This window comes from Corynebacterium sp. AOP36-E1-14 (genome assembly GCF_052377495.1).
Classification (GTDB): Bacteria; Actinomycetota; Actinomycetes; order Mycobacteriales; family Mycobacteriaceae; genus Corynebacterium.
The window spans coordinates 16,562-33,844 of the sequence record NZ_JBQSWV010000016.1 but is presented as its reverse complement, the minus strand read 5'-3'; the positions used below and the strand labels follow the sequence as shown (position 1 = coordinate 33,844).

At 69.9% G+C, this 17,283-nt stretch carries 15 protein-coding genes; 13 read left to right on the top strand and 2 right to left on the bottom strand.

Annotated features, from left to right (window positions below; translation table 11 throughout):
• Nucleotides 1-56: 56 nt before the first annotated feature.
• Complete coding sequence (locus tag ACT3TD_RS08855) at nucleotides 57-1,586, bottom strand: carboxylesterase family protein (protein WP_441579652.1); 1,530 nt, start codon at nucleotides 1,584-1,586, stop codon at nucleotides 57-59.
• A gap of 4 nt (nucleotides 1,587-1,590) precedes the next feature.
• The gene (locus ACT3TD_RS08850) at nucleotides 1,591-2,322 is read right to left on the bottom strand and encodes a TetR/AcrR family transcriptional regulator (RefSeq protein WP_301442222.1); all 732 of its coding nucleotides are present in this window, start codon (nucleotides 2,320-2,322) and stop codon (nucleotides 1,591-1,593) included.
• An 81-nt stretch (nucleotides 2,323-2,403) separates the two neighbouring features.
• Here ACT3TD_RS08850 and ACT3TD_RS08845 point away from each other — a divergent pair, with 81 nt between their 5' ends.
• The 13 genes from ACT3TD_RS08845 (at nucleotide 2,404) to ACT3TD_RS08785 (ending at nucleotide 17,258) form a co-directional block, all read left to right on the top strand.
• Complete coding sequence (locus ACT3TD_RS08845; protein WP_441579653.1) at nucleotides 2,404-4,524, top strand: M3 family metallopeptidase; 2,121 nt, start codon at nucleotides 2,404-2,406, stop codon at nucleotides 4,522-4,524.
• Between the two features lie 35 nt (nucleotides 4,525-4,559).
• Entirely contained in the window at nucleotides 4,560-4,775 is a 216-nt protein-coding gene (locus tag ACT3TD_RS08840; RefSeq protein ID WP_441579654.1) for a hypothetical protein, read from the top strand.
• 219 nt (nucleotides 4,776-4,994) lie between these two features.
• Nucleotides 4,995-6,821 carry an AMP-dependent synthetase/ligase gene (locus ACT3TD_RS08835; RefSeq protein ID WP_444614838.1) on the top strand — a complete coding sequence of 609 codons (1,827 nt, stop codon included), beginning with the start codon at nucleotides 4,995-4,997 and terminating at the stop codon, nucleotides 6,819-6,821.
• A gap of 127 nt (nucleotides 6,822-6,948) precedes the next feature.
• Entirely contained in the window at nucleotides 6,949-7,611 is a 663-nt protein-coding gene (locus ACT3TD_RS08830) for a hypothetical protein (RefSeq protein ID WP_301442226.1), read from the top strand.
• Nucleotides 7,612-7,683: 72 nt separating this feature from the next.
• Nucleotides 7,684-8,964 carry a radical SAM family heme chaperone HemW gene (gene hemW, locus ACT3TD_RS08825; RefSeq protein WP_301442227.1) on the top strand — a complete coding sequence of 427 codons (1,281 nt, stop codon included), beginning with the start codon at nucleotides 7,684-7,686 and terminating at the stop codon, nucleotides 8,962-8,964.
• A gap of 102 nt (nucleotides 8,965-9,066) precedes the next feature.
• Nucleotides 9,067-10,086 carry a heat-inducible transcriptional repressor HrcA gene (hrcA, locus tag ACT3TD_RS08820; protein ID WP_301442228.1) on the top strand — a complete coding sequence of 340 codons (1,020 nt, stop codon included), beginning with the start codon at nucleotides 9,067-9,069 and terminating at the stop codon, nucleotides 10,084-10,086.
• A 126-nt stretch (nucleotides 10,087-10,212) separates the two neighbouring features.
• On the top strand, nucleotides 10,213-11,358 hold the full coding sequence (gene dnaJ, locus ACT3TD_RS08815; RefSeq protein ID WP_444614836.1) for a molecular chaperone DnaJ: 1,146 nt from the start codon (nucleotides 10,213-10,215) through the stop codon (nucleotides 11,356-11,358).
• A 12-nt stretch (nucleotides 11,359-11,370) separates the two neighbouring features.
• Nucleotides 11,371-12,192, top strand: a complete 822-nt coding sequence (locus ACT3TD_RS08810) for a 16S rRNA (uracil(1498)-N(3))-methyltransferase (protein ID WP_301442230.1) — start codon at nucleotides 11,371-11,373, stop codon at nucleotides 12,190-12,192.
• A gap of 52 nt (nucleotides 12,193-12,244) precedes the next feature.
• Nucleotides 12,245-13,360 (top strand): PhoH family protein, encoded by a 1,116-nt coding sequence (locus tag ACT3TD_RS08805; protein WP_301442231.1) that lies wholly within the window; start codon nucleotides 12,245-12,247, stop codon nucleotides 13,358-13,360.
• Entirely contained in the window at nucleotides 13,357-13,971 is a 615-nt protein-coding gene (ybeY, locus tag ACT3TD_RS08800; protein WP_301442232.1) for an rRNA maturation RNase YbeY, read from the top strand. The genes ACT3TD_RS08805 and ybeY overlap by 4 nt, the downstream gene beginning before the upstream one ends.
• Complete coding sequence (locus ACT3TD_RS08795; RefSeq protein ID WP_301442233.1) at nucleotides 13,964-15,367, top strand: hemolysin family protein; 1,404 nt, start codon at nucleotides 13,964-13,966, stop codon at nucleotides 15,365-15,367. Before ybeY ends, ACT3TD_RS08795 begins: the two co-directional genes overlap by 8 nt.
• A gap of 65 nt (nucleotides 15,368-15,432) precedes the next feature.
• Nucleotides 15,433-16,356 carry a GTPase Era gene (era, locus tag ACT3TD_RS08790; protein WP_441579722.1) on the top strand — a complete coding sequence of 308 codons (924 nt, stop codon included), beginning with the start codon at nucleotides 15,433-15,435 and terminating at the stop codon, nucleotides 16,354-16,356.
• A gap of 269 nt (nucleotides 16,357-16,625) precedes the next feature.
• Nucleotides 16,626-17,258 carry a DUF4282 domain-containing protein gene (locus ACT3TD_RS08785; RefSeq protein WP_301443411.1) on the top strand — a complete coding sequence of 211 codons (633 nt, stop codon included), beginning with the start codon at nucleotides 16,626-16,628 and terminating at the stop codon, nucleotides 17,256-17,258.
• Nucleotides 17,259-17,283 lie beyond the last annotated feature (25 nt).

Below are 17,283 nucleotides of genomic sequence, written 5' to 3'. Positions count from 1 at the left end.
GCCACCCCCGGACGCGGGAGGATGCAGGGGACAGCGGGAGGAGGCTGCAGGTGGCCTCAGTACAGCGGGCCCAGCAGGGTACGTACCGCGCGCCAGGGGTCGCGCGTGGTGGCGTCCTGCGCGTCGCCACCCATGTCGAAGACGCGCGCGGTGCGCGCCGGTGTGCCGAAGGGTTCCCAGTCCGGGTCCCGGCCGTGGACGAAGTCGACGACGGTGGTGCGGAACTGTTCGCCGACCCCGCCCGGCCGGCCGAGCCGGTGCTGCGCGTCCGGCCCGCACACGGCCTCGACCTCGGTGGTGTCCACGTTCAGACGGTCGAAGAGCAGCGGCAGTTCCGCGCAGTGCTGGGCCGGGATGCCGGGACGGCCGCGGAACTCGTAGGCCCACACCTGCCCGCCGGTTCCCGCGAGCGCCTCGGCGACGGCGGAGGCCCAGCGCCGGATCGTCCGGTCGCCGACGGTGCGTCCCAACGGGTGCACCGGGGCGGTGGTCCCCACCACCCGGCACCAGGCACGCAGGTGGCGCAGCGGCACGCCGAGGCCCCGCATCGACGGGGCGAGGAGCCGGGCGTCCACCGTCCCCGGCAGGCGGAGCCCCCGGCCCAGCACGCGGCGCAGGAGACCGTCGGTCTGGCGCACGAGCGGGAAGCGCACGAACTCGTCGTGCATCGTGCCCACGAGCACGGGCACCGCACGCAGCGTGCCGGGGTCCAGCGGGTACACGCCCACGGCGCAGTCGGTGAGGTGCATACGGGCGAAGCGTCGGTAGGACGCACTGAGCTGGGTGGGGGTCAACGACGCGAGCATGTCGACGGACGGCGCGCGCGCGACGCCACGGCCGGTACGGCCGCCACGGCCGGCGCGCAACGCGAGACGCGTGGTCAGCCGGCGCTGCGTCCAGCCGCGACGAGGGGCGCCCGGTGACATCAGCACGGCCCGGTGGAACAGGTCGGTGGCACGGGGGTCGGTGAGCAGCCAGGCGACGAGGGCACCGCCGGCGGACTGGCCGGCCAGCGTCACCCGGTCGGCGTCGGCGTCCAGACCGCCGGCGATTCCGGCGCAGTCCCTGATCCACCGCAGACCGAGCAACAGGTCCTCGACGCCCCGGAAGGTGGCGGCGTCTGCACCTTCTTCTGCTCCTTGAGCACCCGGGCCCGGCAGGGGCAGGAAGCCCTCGAAGCGTTTGCGGTAGTTCATTGCGACGACCACGCAGCCCTCGCGGGCGAGGGCGCAGCCGTCGTACCAGGGTTCGTCGGCGTGGCCGGTCTCGAACCGTCCGCCGTGGACCCACGCCATCACCGGCAGTGCCCCGGGCCCGCCGGACGGGCAGTACACCGTGGCCGTGTGTGCGGCGCGCAGCCCGCGACGTCCGGCGGTGTCGGTGCAGTCCAGCGTGCCCTCCCACGCCGGGGCCGGTCGCGGCGTGGCGAAGAGGACGTCGCCACTGTCGAAGGGTGCGGCGACGGGCACCGCGCGGAACACGGCGACGCGGTGGCGTCCGGCGTCGGGGTCCTCACGCCAGGATCCCCGCACGGTGCCGGACGGGGTGCACAGCAACGGGTCGCCGGTGGCGGGGTCGGTCCTCATCGGGTCAGCGGTGGCTGCTGGCTTCCTGCATGATGATCGAGATGACCCCCATGGCGTGCAGGTCCAGCTGACGGCGCAGGTTCGACGACTCGTTCATCTCGTGGTCCACGAACAGCCCCTCCACCCCGGAGACCATGTAGGTCACGATGGCGGTCCGCCGGTGCTCCGGGACGTGGGCGAAGTGGGCGGCGCCGATGTCGGAGAGCCGGGCGATGACGTCGGCGCGCATCTGCAGGTACATGCGGCGCGGGCTGGGGTCGTCGCTGCGCTTCTGCAACGCCAGAGGCAGGCACAGGCGGATGAACTCCGGGTGGTTCTCCAGGGCGTCGAGGAGCTGCTCGGCGATCTGGGGGAGGTGCTGCAGGATGTCCTCGTCGACGGGGATGTCCCAGGCCTTGTTCCAGGCGTCGAAGCTCTTCGAGATGACCTGGGACATCAGGTCGTCCTTGTCCTGGAAGTGCCAGTACAGGGAACTGGCGGGCAGCCCGCACTCCCGGCAGATCTCCGCGATGCTCGTCCCGTCGTACCCGCGCTCGGCGGCGATCCGCGTGGCGGCGGCGAGGATGCGCTGGCGCGAGCGCTCCCCGTCGGCACGGCGGTTTCGTGCCCGGCGGCGCGGTTTCGCCTTGTCGTTTGAGCTGTCTGACGAGCTGTCTGACGTGGTGTTCGACGAGCTCACGGGCGCCTTCTCGTCGGTGGGCGTGGTGGTGGTGCTGTATTCTACCGGGGCTGACATGGTTGATATACTACGGAAAATAAATATCTCGGGTGTATCCGCCCCCTGATCCCCGTCGGGCGGCACGTTAAGCTGGCGCGCATGACCGGCGACACCACTTCACGAAACCCCCTGCTCGAACCCTCGGACCTCGACCACGAGCTGCCCGACTTCCGCGCGATCGCGCTCAGCGACCTCGTCCCGACCTTCCGCACCGGTGTGGTCGACCACCGGGCGGAGATCGCCGCCATCGTGGCGAACCCGCAGGAGCCCACGTGGGAGAACACCATGGAGCCCCTGGAGGCCAGCGGTCAGCTGCTCGACCGGGTGCTCGCCATCGTCTTCAACTACGCCGGCACGGACGCCACCGACGAGGTCGTGGCGGTGGAGGAGACCGTCGCCCCCGAGCTCGCCGAGCACGTCAGCGCGGTGAACATGGACGCCGGCCTCTTCGCCCGGGTGAATGCCCTTTCCGCCCGGTCGCAGCTCCCCGAGGGCAGTGAGGACGAGGCTCTGTTGACGCACTGGCTGCGGCGTTTCCGCCGCGGCGGCGCCGCCCTCGACGACGCCGGACGCACCGAGCTGGCCACCATCGACGCTCGCCTGGCGGAACTCTCGACGCGTTTCGGACGCAACCTCGTCGCCGCGACCGACGCCGGTGCCGTCCTGTTCACCGACGAGGACGACCTGGCGGGGTTGAGCCCGGCGCACAGGCGCCGGCTCGCCGCCGACGCCGCCGAGACCGGGCAGGACGGCTGGCTGGTGCGCCTGGGTCTGCCGAGCGTGCAGCCGGTCATCGAGGAGCTCGACGACCCGGCCGCCCGCACCCGCGTCACCGAGGCGTCCCGTGCCCGTGGACGCGGCACCAACGACGAGGTGGTGCTGGAGATCGTCCGGCTGCGGGCGCGCCGGGCGGAACTGCTCGGGTACCCCAACCACGCGGAGTTCGTCGCCGAGGAGGAGACCGCCGGCTCGCTCGCCGCGGTCGACGACCTGCTGGGCACGCTCACCCCGGCGGCGGTGGCCAACGCCGCCGGCGAGTACAAGCTGGCACTCGACAAGTCCGGTGCGGGCGACCCCCTCACCGAGTCGGACTGGCCCTACTGGGCGGCCAAGCTGCGCGCCGAGGAGCTCGACGTCGACGAGGCCGAGATGAAGAAGTACTTCCCGCTGGAGCGTGTGCTGCGCGACGGGGCCTTCTTCGCCGCGCAACGGCTATACGGCATCACCGTGGCCCCGCGCGAGGATCTCGTGGGCTACCACCCGGATGTGCGGGTCTGGGAGGTCAGGGAAGAAGAGGCGGCCGGCGGTCAGGCGATCGGCCTGATCCTCACCGACATGTACGCCCGTCCCACCAAGCGTGGCGGGGCGTGGATGAGCAGCTTCGTGGACCAGAACAACCTGCTCGGCCAGACGCCGGTGGTGGTCAACGTGCTCAACATCGCCAAACCCGCTGAGGGTGAGGCCGGGGGCGAGGCTCTGCTGAGCATCGACGAGGTGATGACCGTCTTCCACGAGTTCGGCCACGCCCTGCACGGGCTGCTGTCCGACGTGCGTTACCCGAGCCTGTCCGGCACGAACGTGCCGCGGGACTTCGTGGAGTTCCCCAGCCAGATCAACGAGAACTGGGCCCTGGAGCCGGCGGTGCTGGCGAACTACGCCCGCCACGTGGAGACCGGGGAGCCGCTGCCGCAGGAGATGGTGGACGCGGTGCGCCGGCAGGCGGCGTGGGGTCAGGGCTTCTCCACCTCCGAGTACCTCGCGGCGTGCTGGCTGGACCTGGCGTGGCACCGGCTCACCCCCGCGCAGGCGGCGGCGGTCACGGACGTGGCGTCCTTCGAGCAGGACGCCCTGGAGGCCGCCGGTTTCGGCGCGGTGGGCGGTGGCGCGGACGCCCCGGCGTTGGCGCCGCGGTACTCCTCGACCTACTTCAACCACATCTTCGCCGGGGGCTACTCGGCGGACTACTGGAGCTACCTGTGGGCCGAGGTGCTCGACGCCGACGGATTCGAGGGCTTCGTCGACACCGACGCCGCCGGGCGTGACGGGGTCGACCCGGACGACGTGCGCTTCGCAGGTGACCGGTTCCGCCGCATGGTCCTGTCGCGCGGGGCGACGATCGACTACGACGACGCCTTCTGGATGTTCCGCGGTAAACAGCGCAGTGTGGAGCCGCTGTTGCGCCGTCGTGGGCTCGCAGGGGCGGCGGACTCGGCGGGGTAACCTCCCGCGCGGACTGGAAGGTAGGATCGTTTCCTGTGACTGACGGCATAGAACAATGGGTCCTCGACCTCCCGCTGTGGCTGCAGACCCCGTTGGTCCTGATCGTCCTGGTGCTGGTGGCCTCCGTCATCGCCGTGGTGCTGATGAAGGTGGCCTTCGGCCTGCTTCCCCTCAGCCACGAGGAGCGGCAGGCCTTCGGACCGGCGGACGGACCGTCCGGCGAGACGCGAGAGGAAAGGCAGAAACGGTGAAGCACCATTCCAGAGTGAGGCAGGCCCTCATCCTGCTGATCGTCCTGCTCGTGGTGGCCTGGCTGATCAGCTACTTCCTCTGACATCCCGCCTGTGCCCCACGGGATTCGCGATTTTCATTATATCGATACAGACGTCAGCTAGCGTTGTGGACTGGAACACGCAGGGTTCCCGGGTGTGAGCTGAACGACCACCTGACATCACTGTGATTGGAGAGACATGCAGGAGTACTCCTCGGAGGCGCTGTACACCGTCGGCGAGAACGAGACTTGTCTGACCGCGATCAGGGACAATGCCCTGAAGCGTCCCCAGACCATCCTGTACAGCCGTCCGCGGAAGTTCGAGTGGGTCGACGTGCGCGCCGACGAGTTCCTGCGCGAGGTCTACGACGTCGCCAAGGGACTCATCGCCAACGGCATCGGCCAGGGCGACCGTGTGGTGCTGATGTCGGACACCCGGTACGAGTGGAGCCTGCTGGACTTCGCCATCATGGCCGCCGGTGCGGTCTCCGTGCCGATCTACCCCTCCTCGTCCACCTCGCAGTGCGAGTGGATCGTGCAGGACTCCGGCGCGCGCCTCGGCATCGCCGAGAAGTCCGGCCACGCCGTGCGCCTGCGCACCTTCGTCAAGGAGGGTGAGCCGGTGGAGGGCACCGCCCACCTGCGCCGCGTCCTGTCCTTCAACGAGGGTGCCGTGGCGACCCTCGTCGAGGAAGGCAAGGACGTCGACGATGCGCAGGTCGAGGAGCGCATCGCCGCGACGAAGTCCTCCGACCTGGCGTCCCTGGTGTACACCTCCGGCACCACCGGACGGCCCAAGGGCTGTCGGCTGCTGCACTCCAACTGGCTCGGCGAGGCGCGCGCGATCCTGACCCACCCCATCGGCGGCATCGCCGTGGAGGGCAACCGCACGCTGACCTTCCTCCCGCTGGCCCACGTGCTCTCGCGCGCGGTCTCCCTGGCCACGACGATCGGTGGGGCGACCCAGTCGCACTGGGCGGACATGTCCACCCTGGTGCCGGAGTTCCAGCGCTCCCAGCCCCACCTCATCCTCGGCGTCCCGCGCGTCTTCGAGAAGGTGCACGCCGGGGTGAAGACCAAGGCCACCGAGGGTGGCGGCATCGGCGCCAAGATCTTCCCGCGCGCCGAGAAGACCGCCGTGGAGTACTCCAAGGCCCTCGACTCCGCCGAGGGGCCCTCGCTGGGCCTGAAGGTCAAGCGCACCGTCTACGACAAGCTGGTCTACGGCAAGGTCAAGGCGGCCATGGGCGGCGAGCTGCAGTACGCCATCTCCGGCGGCTCGGCACTGAACCCGGAGCTCATGCACTTCTTCCGTGGCATCGGCGTGCGCATCTACGAGGGCTACGGCATGACCGAGACCACCGCGGCGATCGCGGTGAACTTCGAGCCGGACAACATCATCGGCACCGTCGGCAAGCCGGTCGGCGGCAACACCGTGCGCATCGCCGACGACGGTGAGATCCTGATGAAGGGCACCGTGGTCTTCGACGGCTACTGGAACAACGAGAAGGCCACGAAGGAGAGCTTCAGCGACGACGGCTTCGTGATCTCCGGCGACCTCGGTGAGCTGCTGCCCACCGGCCACCTGAAGATCACCGGGCGCAAGAAGGAGATCATCGTCACCGCCGGTGGCAAGAACGTCTCCCCGGGGCCGCTGGAGGACATCCTGCGCTCCGCCCCGCTGATCTCCCAGGCGATGGTCGTCGGCGACAACGAGAAGTTCGTCGGCTCCCTGATCACCCTCGACGAGGAGGCCCTGGTCGGCTGGCGCAAGCGCAACGGCCTCAACGCCGACACCTCGGTCAAGGAGCTGGCGAAGAACCCGGTGCTGCGCGCCGAGATCCGGGACGCGATCAACGAGGCCAACGACACCGTCTCGCACTCCGAGGGCATCAAGAAGTTCCGCATCTGCCGACGCGACTTCACCGAGGACGACGGCGAGGTCACCCCGTCGATGAAGGTCAAGCGGCACACCGTCGCCGAGCACTTCGCCGACGACATCGCCTGGATCTACACCTCCCGCTAGATTCTGGTAATCCCCGACACCACCCCGGCCCAGCCTCCATGGGCCGGGGTTCGTCGTGTCCTAGACTGTCCTTCAGTCGCGACCCGCGAGATAAACCGACTTCTGACGCTGCCGAGAGGAGCCATCCGTGCACGACGCCGCCCGACTGCGACTGCGCGAGCTCACCCAGAGCGTCTACGACATCGGCGACGAGGTCGCCGAACTCATCGAGAACCTCTCCGAGTCCATGGCGGACTGGGACGAGGAGCTCGTGGAGGACTGCCTCCTGGAACTCGCGGAGTCCGTTTCCGTGGGACGCGCCGAGGTCCGTGCCGCGCTCGCCGAGCTCAACGGTCTGCGTCAGGCGTTCGTCTCCGGTATCCGCTCGGGGTCACTGTCGGCCACGGTGGTGGACAACCACCCGGGACGCACCCTGTCCTTCCTGCGCGACCACGCGGTCACCCCGGTCGAGCCGCAGCCGGCACCGATCGTGAGCACGGCGACGCTGCGGGTGAACCTGCGCCGGCGCAACACCGAACTCACCGACATGCTCGCCGACCTGGCGGAGTGGACGGTGGAGCAGACCCGCCTGGCGGTCGAGGATCAGAGTGTCCTGCTGCCGCAGGCGTTGGCGAGGGCGGAGAAGCACGCGCGCGACGTGGCGTCGCGCTGGCGCGGCGAGGTCGTCGGCGACCACCCCGCGCTGGTCGGCGAACTACGCGGCGAGGCCCCGCCGCGCTTCCTCGCCGAGCGCGCCCGGGTGGAGCAGGTGCTGTCGAAGATCCGCTCACGCCGCGTCGCCGCCGGCTGAGACTGCCCCGGCCCGGCCCCGCTGCGGCCCCGCTGCGGCCCCGCTGCGGCCCCGTGGCGTCCGACCGATAGCATGGTCCCAATGACCCGCATCCCCGAGGACCGTCACGGCCTGTACATCCACGTGCCGTTCTGCAGCACCCGGTGCGGTTACTGCGACTTCAACACCTACACGCCGGGGGAGACCGGTTCCTCCTCGATGTCGACGTACCTCTCCGCGCTGGAGGCCGAGCTCGACCTCGCCGCGTGTGACTGGGACCGCACCGGCCCGCCGTCCACCGTCTTCCTCGGCGGCGGCACACCGTCGCTGCTGGGGGCGGACGGCCTGGCGCGCGTGCTCGGCGCCGTCAAGCGCACCCTCGGCCTGGCGCCGGGGGCGGAGGTGACCACGGAGTCGAACCCGGAGTCGACGTCCCCGGAGTTCTTCGACACGTTGCTGGAGGCCGGCTACACGCGGGTGTCGCTGGGCATGCAGTCCGCGGCGGGCCACGTCCTGAAGGTCCTGGACCGCACGCACACCCCGGGGCGCGCCACGGAGGCCGCCCGCGAGGCGATGGCCGCCGGTTTCGAGCACGTCAACCTCGACCTCATCTACGGCACCCCCACCGAGACCGACGACGACCTGCGGCTCACCCTCGACCAGGTGCTGTCCACCGGCGTCGACCACGTCTCCGCCTACTCCCTGATCGTGGAGGACGGCACGGCGATGGCACGCAAGGTGCGCAAGGGTCTGCTGCCGCAGCCCGACGAGGACGTCTACGCCGACCGGTACGAGATGATCGACTCGGCACTCAGCGAGGCGGGTATGGGCTGGTACGAGGTGTCGAACTGGTCGCGCCCGGGCGGGGAGTGCCGCCACAACATGGTCTACTGGCGCTCGGGGCAGTGGTGGGGCGCAGGCCCCGGCGCCCACGGGTGTGTGCGGCTTGTGGACGACCCGGTCACCGGCCGCGGCGTGGAGCCGGTCGCGGCTGACGCGTCCGGTACGTCCGGCACAGAGTTCAGCGGTATCACCCGTCTGGTCAACGCCAAGCTGCCGCGGCGCTACGCCGAGGCGCTCGGCGAAGGGACGGACGGGGCCGACGGCACTGACGGAGCGTCCGAGCGGCGCAGCCCGGTGACCACCGTGGAGCCGCTGAGCCGCGGCGACCTGCACACTGAGCGGGTCATGCTGGGCCTGCGGCTGCGCGAGGGGCTGGCGGACGAGGTGCTGGCGTCCGCGGCGTCCGCCGTCGAGCACCACGTGGAGCTCGGCCTGCTGGAGCGAGTCGACGGGCGTACCCGCCTGACCGACCGCGGCCGGCTGCTGGCCGACGGCATCATCACCGACATCCTGCTCGCCGAAGAGGGATGAACCCGGCAGGGATGAGCACAGCAGGGATGACACGTGCCCGGGGGTGCGTGCCATACTGGCGGGAGACAGAAAGGCAGGGCACACACCATGGCGGCTAAGGCGATGACGGGGACCGAGCAACGGCGTGCCGAGGTGCTGCGCGCCATCGTCGCCGACTTCATCTCCACCCACGAACCCGTCGGTTCCAAGGCCCTGGTGGAGCGTCACCGGCTGGGGGTGTCCTCGGCGACGGTCCGCAACGACATGGCGGTGCTGGAGTCCGAGGGCTACATCATCCAGCAGCACACCAGCTCCGGGCGCATCCCCACGGAGAAGGCCTACCGCACGTTCGTCGACGGCATCGCTCAGATCAAGCCGCTGAGCCGTCCGGAACGCCGCGCGATCCTGGGCTTCCTCGAGGACGGGGTGGACATGGAGGACGTGCTGCGCCGCAGCGTGCAGCTGCTCGCCCAGCTCACCCGCCAGGTCGCGGTGGTGCAGATCCCGGACCTGCGTCGCGGGCGGGTGAAGCACTGCGAGATCGTGCAGCTCGGCGACACCCGGCTGCTGCTGGTGCTGATCACCGACGCCGGGCAGGTCGAACAGCGCAACGTGGACCTCGCCGACCCGTTGTCGGCGGAGGACCTGCCGAAGCTGCGCGAGCTGATCAACGAGACCCTCGTGGGCCACACCCTCGACGACGCCTCCGCGGCCATCGCCGAGATGGCCGCCGGCGACGACGAACGGGTCTCGCCGCGCCTGCGCGCCCCGGCGTTGAACTGCGCGACGGTGCTCGTGGAGACGATGCTGGAGCGTCCCACCGACCGGCTGATCCTGGCGGGCACACCGAACCTGGTGCGTGCCGGCGAGCTGGAGAGCGTGCTGGAGGCCCTGGAGGAACAGGTCGTGGTGCTGCGGCTGCTCTCCACGGCGCGCGACCACGGGGTCAGCGTGACCATCGGCGAGGAGAACGGCACCGCCGAGCTGCAGTCCGCGGCGGTGGTGTCCACCGGTTACGGTGCCCGCGACGAGGTCATGGGCGGTATGGGGGTGCTTGGGCCCACGTACCTGGACTACCCCGGTACGATCAGCTCGGTGCAGGCGGTGGGCCACTACGTCTCCCGCATTCTCGCCGGCGAGTAGGACGTACTACACTTGTCGGGGTGATTTTCGGGGCCTTTTCGGGCCCCGGTTTTCGGCCCGCCGGGGAAAGCCCCGGGGCCGGATGATGGACAGTCCCCAACTAACGGTGAGAAGGAAACAGCCACCTTGGCACGTGACTACTACGGAATTCTCGGTGTCAGCAGTGACGCGTCGGACGCCGAGATCAAGAAGGCCTACCGCAAGCTGGCCCGCAAGTACCACCCGGACGTGAACCCGTCCGAGGAGGCCGCGGAGCAGTTCCGTGAGGCCTCCCTGGCGCAGGAGGTGCTCACCGACCCGCAGAAGCGGCAGATCGTGGACGCCGGCGGCGACCCCGAGGAGCAGGGCCCCGGCGGCGGTGGCGGTGCCGGCGGGTTCGGCGGTGGCGGCTTCGGCGACATCTTCGACGCCTTCTTCGGCGGCGGTGCCGGTGGCGCCGGCGGCCCGCGGGTCTCGCGCGTGCGCCCGGGCAACGACGCCCTGCTGCGCCTGCAGCTGACCCTCGACGAGTGCTTCGCCGGTGTGACCAAGGACGTCACCGTGGACACCGCGGTGCTCTGCGAGGAGTGCGACGGTTCCGGTTCGGAGTCGAAGTCCGCCCCGGTGACCTGCCCGACCTGTCACGGTCAGGGCCAGGTCATGGAGATCGAGCAGTCGATCCTGGGCCGGGTGCAGGTCGCCCGCGCCTGCCCGCGGTGCCAGGGTGTCGGCGAGATCATCGAGGACCCCTGCCAGGAGTGCGCCGGCGACGGCCGCGTGCGCGCCCGCCGCGACATCGAGGTGAAGATCCCGGCCGGCATCCGCGACGGCATGCGGATCCGCATGTCCGGCGAGGGTGAGGTCGGCCCCGGCGGCGGCCCCGCCGGCGACCTCTACGTGGAGGTCCAGGTCAAGGAGCACAACTACTTCCTGCGCGACGCCGACGACCTGCACGTCACCGTGAACGTGCCGATGGTGGACGCCGCACTGGGCACCACGGTGGAGGTGCCGCTGCTGGACGACTCGGTGGCCACCGTCACCGTGGAGCCCGGTACGCAGCCGGAGGCCGTGGTGCGCGTCAAGGGCAAGGGCATGCCGCACCTGCGCCGCGAGGGCCACGGCAGCCTGGTGGCGCACGTGGACGTCACCGTGCCCACGGAGCTGGACAAGAAGCAGCGCGACCTGCTGGAGCAGTTCCGTGGTGAGACCGGCCACGTCGCCGGCCTGCAGTCCTCCGGGGACGAGCACTCCGGCGGTTTGTTCTCGCGGCTGCGCCAGAAGTTCGGCCGGTAGCGGAGGACTGACGTGACCGACCCCGTCTTCGTCGTCCCCGACCTCACCGCGCAGCTCGCCGCGGTGGGGGAGACCGGCGAGTTCACCCTGCCCGCCTCCGAGGCGAAGCACGCCTCGGTCAAGCGCATCCGCCAGGGTGAGGCGGTGGTGCTCACCGACGGTTCCGGGACGGGTGTCGCCGGGACGTGGAACAGCTCCGGTGGCTCCGGTGGGACAGTGACGGGTCAGCGCCGGGTCGACGAGGACACCCCGCGCCCGCGGGTCACGGTGGTGCAAGCCATCCCGAAGTCCGAGCGCGCCGAGTTGGCCGTCGACCTGGCCGTGCAGGCCGGTGCGGACCGGATCATCCCGTGGCAGGCCGATCGCTGCGTGTCGCGTTGGACGGGCAAGTCGGACAAGGCAGACAAGTCCGCGAAGGCACGGTCACGTTGGGAGGCCACCGCGGTCTCTGCGATGAAGCAGTCCCGCCGCCTGTCCGGCGCCCACGTGGGCGACCTGCTCACCGACATCGCCGAGCTACCCGCGCACCTGGCAGACCGGCCCTGGGGCCAGGACGAGGACCAGCACGAGGGACAGGACGCTGCGGCGCGCGTGCGCGTCCTCGTCCTGCACGAGGACGCGGCGACGCCGCTGCGTGACGTCGACCTCGACGTCGACGAGGTCGTCCTGGTCGTCGGGCCCGAGGGAGGTGTCAGTGACCGGGAGATCGCGGCGGTGACGGGCGCGCAGGACGGTCAGGCGATCGTCCTGGGCCCGGAGGTGCTGCGTACGGCGACGGCCGCGGCCGTCGCGCTCGGCGCCATCGGGGTGCTCACCACGCGGTGGGGGCGCTAAACTTCACGTGACGACACCAAGTCACACATCCACAGGAGAACCCGGAAGAGTTTTGAAGCAACCACCAAGGCGTATCGCCTCCACCTCCGTCGAACTCGACCCCGAGACCGCGCAGACGGTGTCGGGCATGGCCGACGAGAACTTCCGCATCATCGAGGACCACATCGACGCCGACCTGCTGAGCAGGGGCAACCACGTGACCGTGCGGGGCGAGGCCTCGCAGGTGGCGCGGGCCCGTCGCGTCCTGCGCGAGCTGGAGGCCATGGCCGTGCGCGGCTCCGAGGTGAGCCCGGACCTGACCCGCCGGACCATCGAACTGGTCGACGAGACCGACCGCCGCGCCGACGAGGCCGCGCGCGAGGCGCTGCCCGGCGGCGCGTCCGATGCAGCGTCCGGCAGCATGGCCGCAGTCACCGGTGAGGTCATCGTGGAGCACCGCGGCCGGTCGATCCGTCCCAAGACGGTGGGCCAGCGCAGCTACGTCGACGCCATCGACGCGTCCACCGTGGTCGTCGGCAGTGGGCCGGCGGGTACGGGCAAGACCTACCTCGCCGTCGCCAAGGCCGTGCAGGCGCTGCAGAAGCGCGAGGTCAGCAGGATCATCCTGACGCGTCCGGCGGTGGAGGCCGGCGAGAAGCTGGGCTTCCTGCCCGGCACCCTCGGCGACAAGATCGACCCCTACCTGCGCCCCCTCTACGACGCCCTGCGCGACATGCTCGACCCGGAGTCCATCCCGCGGCTCATCGAGTCCGGCGTGATCGAGGTCGCCCCGCTGGCCTACATGCGTGGGCGCACGCTCAACGGCGCCTTCGTGATCCTCGACGAGGCGCAGAACACCACCCCGGCGCAGATGAAGATGTTCCTGACCCGCCTGGGCTTCGGCACGAAGATCGTGGTCACCGGCGACCTCACCCAGGTCGACCTACCGAACCACCAGTCCAGCGGGCTGAGCGTGGCGCACCGGATACTGTCCGGGGTGGACGGCGTGACCGTCACCGACTTCGACTCCACCGACGTGGTGCGCCACCACCTGGTCGGACGCATCATCCAGGCCTACGACCGCTACGAGACGGAGCAGGCCGAGGAGGCGGAACTGGCCCGCCAGGACCGGCTCGACAGGCAGGAACGCCAGGAACGTAAGAACCGCAACGAGAGGGGTACCCGGTGAGCATCGAGGTCTTCAACGAGTCCGGCTTCGGCGAGGTCAACGAGGAGGAGCTGATCGACGTCGCCCGCTTCGCCCTGTGGAGCCTGGACGTGCACTCCTCGGCGGAGCTGTCCATCCACGTCGTGGACCTGGACACCATCGCCGACCTGCACGTGCGCTGGCTGGACCTGCCCGGTCCGACCGACGTGATGAGCTTCCCGATGGACGAGCTCACCCCGGGGTGGGGACGCAAGGACGGCCCGCCCCCGGGACCGGGCGTGCTCGGCGACATCATGCTGTGCCCGGAGTTCGCCCGCGGTCAGGCCGAACGTGCCGGCCACGGCCTGGCCCACGAGCTGGACCTGCTGACCGTGCACGGTGTGCTGCACCTGCTCGGCTTCGACCACGTGGTGCCGGAGGAGGAGCAGCGCATGTTCGCGCTGCAGAACGAGATCCTGGTGAACTGGTACGACTCGCAGAAGGAGCGCGGGGTGTCCTTCGGGCCGAAGCCCACCGGTGCCGCGGCGTTCCCCAGCGCCTCGGACGCCGGGACGGACCGCTGGGTGAACCCGGTGCCGCCGCCGTTCAGTGAGCCGGGGGAGTCGGCGGGGGAGCCGGAACCGGATGCCTGATCCTGCGGTCATCCTCGCGGCGGTGGTGGCGCTACTCGTCATCCTGCCGTTGGCGGGGGTGCTGTCCTCGACCGAGACGGCGATGAGTTCGCTGTCGGTGGCCCGTGTGGAGTCCATGGTCAAGGACGAGCGGCCGGGGGCGTCCCGGCTGCTGCAGGTCGTGCAGCAACGACCGGACTTCATCAACCTCCTCGTCCTGCTGCGCACCGTGTGCGAGGCCTCCGCCGCGGTGCTGGTCACCATGGTCGCCCTCGAGGTTATCGGTGATCGCCGATGGGCCCTCGTGGCCGCGATCGTGCTGGTCACCCTGCTGATCTACGTGATCGTCGGGGTGGTGTCGCGCACGGTGGGACGCCGCAACCCCTACAGCGTGTCGCTGCGCGCCGCCCCGGTGCTGGTGGTCTTCCGCAAGGTCCTGGGCCCGCTGGCGCGGGTGCTGGTCTGGCTGGGTGGCGTGGTCACCCCCGGGCGCGGTCTGCGTACCGGCCCGTTCGCCACCGAGATCGAGCTGCGCGAGATGGTCGACATCGCCCAGGAACGTGGCGTGGTGGAGGTCGACGAGCGCCGGATGATCCAGTCGGTCTTCGACCTCGCCGACACCACCGCCCGCGAGATCATGGTGCCGCGTCCGGAGATCCTCTGGATCGAGGACGACAAGACCGCCGCCCAGGCCGTGCGGCTGTGCGTGCGCTCGGGTCTGTCCCGGGTGCCGGTGGTCGGGGAGAGCGTCGACGACGTGGTCGGTGTGGTGTACCTCAAGGACCTCGTCGCCGAGACCTACGACGCCACACGTGCCGACCGCTCCGTGCCCGTGAGCACCGTGATGCGTCCGCCGGTCTTCGTCCCGGACTCGCGCAGCCTCGACGACCTGCTGGAGGACATGCAGCGCGACCAGGTGCACATCGCCGTGCTCGTCGACGAGTACGGCGGGACCGCGGGCCTGGTGAGCATCGAGGACATCCTCGAGGAGATCGTCGGTGAGATCAGCGACGAGTACGACGACGGCGACGACGTGGCCGTCGAACCCCTCGACCCCGGCGTGTTCCGGGTCGAGGCGTGGACGAGCCTCGGTGACCTCGAGGAACTCTACGAGGACGTGGACCTGGAGTTCCCCGAGGAGATCCTCGACGAGGTCGACACCGTCGCCGGGCTGGCCGCCTATGAACTGGGCAAGGTGCCGCTGCCCGGTGCGGAGTTCGACGTCGCCGGACTGCACATGGTGTGCGAAGGTGGCAGGGACCGGCGAGGCCGGGTGAAGGTACGCACCGTGGTGGTGTCCGGGCCGACGAAACCCGACGATCCCGCCGATGATGCCGGTGGCGACGGCGCAGGGGATACTGAGATGACCGACAGCGAGAATGACAGCATGACCGACAGAGAGCAGGACCGACCATGAGCGAGACCCCCGACTTCCCCGACTTCCCGGACTTCCCCGACGAGGCGGACGTCCCGTCCGACGCCATGGTGGCGCCGGTGGACTTCAGTGCGCCGGAGGGCTTCCGCAGCGGGTTCGTCAGCTTCGTCGGCCGCCCGAACACCGGCAAGTCCACGCTGACGAACGCGCTGGTCGGGGAGAAGATCGCGATCACCGCCGACCAGCCGGAGACCACGCGTCACCCGATCCGCGGCATCGTGCACCGGGAGGACTCGCAGATCATCGTGGTCGACACCCCGGGGCTGCACCGCCCGCGCACCCTGCTCGGTGAGCGGCTCAACGAGGTCGTCAAGGAGACCTACGCCGACGTCGACGTGATCGGGCTGTGCATCCCGGCCGACGAGAAGATCGGCCCCGGCGACCGCTGGATCCTCGACGCGGTGCGCAAGGCCGCCCCGCGCACCCCGGTCGTCGGTATCGTCACCAAGCTGGACAAGGCGTCGAAGGACGAGGTCGGTGCACAGCTGATGGCGCTGCACGACCTGCTGGACGCCGGCGAGGTCGTGCCGGTCTCCGCCGCCGACGGCGTGCAGCTCGACGTCCTGCTGGACGTGTTCACCGGCCTGCTGCCGGAGGGGCCGAAGTTCTACCCGGACGACCACGTCACCGACGACGACCGGGACACCCGGATGTCCGAGCTGATCCGCGAGGCCGCGCTGTCGGGCCTGCACGACGAGCTGCCGCACTCGGTGGCGGTCCAGATCGACGAGGTCCTGCCGTCCGAGGAGCGAGAGAACGTCCTCGAGGTCCACGCGGTGATCTTCCTGGAGCGCGAGGGCCAGAAGCGCATCCTGCGCGGCAAGGACAACCGCCGGTGGGGCCGGATCATCCACAACGCCCGCCAGAGCCTGATCGACCTGCTCGGCCAGAACGTGTACCTGGATCTGCGGATGAAGGTCGCCAAGAACTGGCAGTCCGACCCCAAGCAGCTCGGGCGCCTGGGCTTCTAGAGGGCACCGACCTTCTGCCGGGGTACCAAGTTGGACCTGGCGGCGGTGAGTTAGGGCAACTCAACGCCGCCAGGTCCAACTTGGTACCCGGTGCCCGCAGACGCAGGGGCGAAGATCGAGCGTGGGATGGTTGAATCGACCGGTTCAAGCATCCCACGCTCGATTTCCGCCCTTCTGGGTCACTCTCCGCTCTGCGCGCTCGGCCCGGATTCCTGGGGGCGTGGTGATATTCTCGACGGGACCAATCACCAGCTTCCCAGGAGACACTGATGACCACGCCCGGCGACAGCGGCAACGAGAACGGCAACGAGAACGGCAACGAGAACGGCAACAACGGCGGAAACAGCAACGGCGAGTACCGTCCGAACCGGTGGAGCAACCCCGGCGACGGCTCAGCCGGCAGTTCCAGCGCGGGTTCCAGCGCGGGTTCCAGCGCAGGTTCGAACCCGAATCCGGGTGCGTTCCCCTCGTTCGGTGCCCAGCCGCAGTCGGGGGACGACTCCTACGCCTACGGCGCCCATGCCGCACCGTCCGGCCCCGGGCAGGGCGTGGGTACCGGCCAGGACTCCTTCTTCTCCGCGCTGTTTGACTTCAGCTTCACCCGCTATGCCACCCCGTCGATCATCAAGTTCGCCTACGCGCTGGGCTTCGCCTTCATCGCCCTGATGTGGGTGGGCTACGTGCTCTTCGCGTTGTTCGTCCCGGCCGCCGAGCTCGGGGTGGGCGGTTTCTTCCTCGGCCTGTTCGGGATCATCATCCTCACCGTCGGCATGTTGTTCATGCTGATGTCGTTGCGCATGATGCTGGAGTTCTACCTCTCCAACATCCGTATCGCGCAGTCGGCGCAGGCGATCGACCAGCGTCTGCTGGAGCGCGACGACCGCTCCACCGGCCGGCACTGACGTCGTCCGGCCTCGGTAGGCCTCG

Coding starts and splice junctions, on each gene's coding strand:
- ACT3TD_RS08835 (WP_444614838.1), top strand. CDS start 4,995: ATGCAGGAGTACTCCTCGGAGGCGCTGTACACCGTCGGCGAGAACGAG.
- hrcA (WP_301442228.1), top strand. CDS start 9,067: ATGACGGGGACCGAGCAACGGCGTGCCGAGGTGCTGCGCGCCATCGTC.
- ACT3TD_RS08785 (WP_301443411.1), top strand. CDS start 16,626: ATGACCACGCCCGGCGACAGCGGCAACGAGAACGGCAACGAGAACGGC.
- ACT3TD_RS08795 (WP_301442233.1), top strand. CDS start 13,964: ATGCCTGATCCTGCGGTCATCCTCGCGGCGGTGGTGGCGCTACTCGTC.
- ACT3TD_RS08850 (WP_301442222.1), bottom strand. CDS start 2,322: ATGTCAGCCCCGGTAGAATACAGCACCACCACCACGCCCACCGACGAG.
- hemW (WP_301442227.1), top strand. CDS start 7,684: ATGGTCCCAATGACCCGCATCCCCGAGGACCGTCACGGCCTGTACATC.
- era (WP_441579722.1), top strand. CDS start 15,433: ATGGTGGCGCCGGTGGACTTCAGTGCGCCGGAGGGCTTCCGCAGCGGG.
- ACT3TD_RS08845 (WP_441579653.1), top strand. CDS start 2,404: ATGACCGGCGACACCACTTCACGAAACCCCCTGCTCGAACCCTCGGAC.
- ACT3TD_RS08855 (WP_441579652.1), bottom strand. CDS start 1,586: ATGAGGACCGACCCCGCCACCGGCGACCCGTTGCTGTGCACCCCGTCC.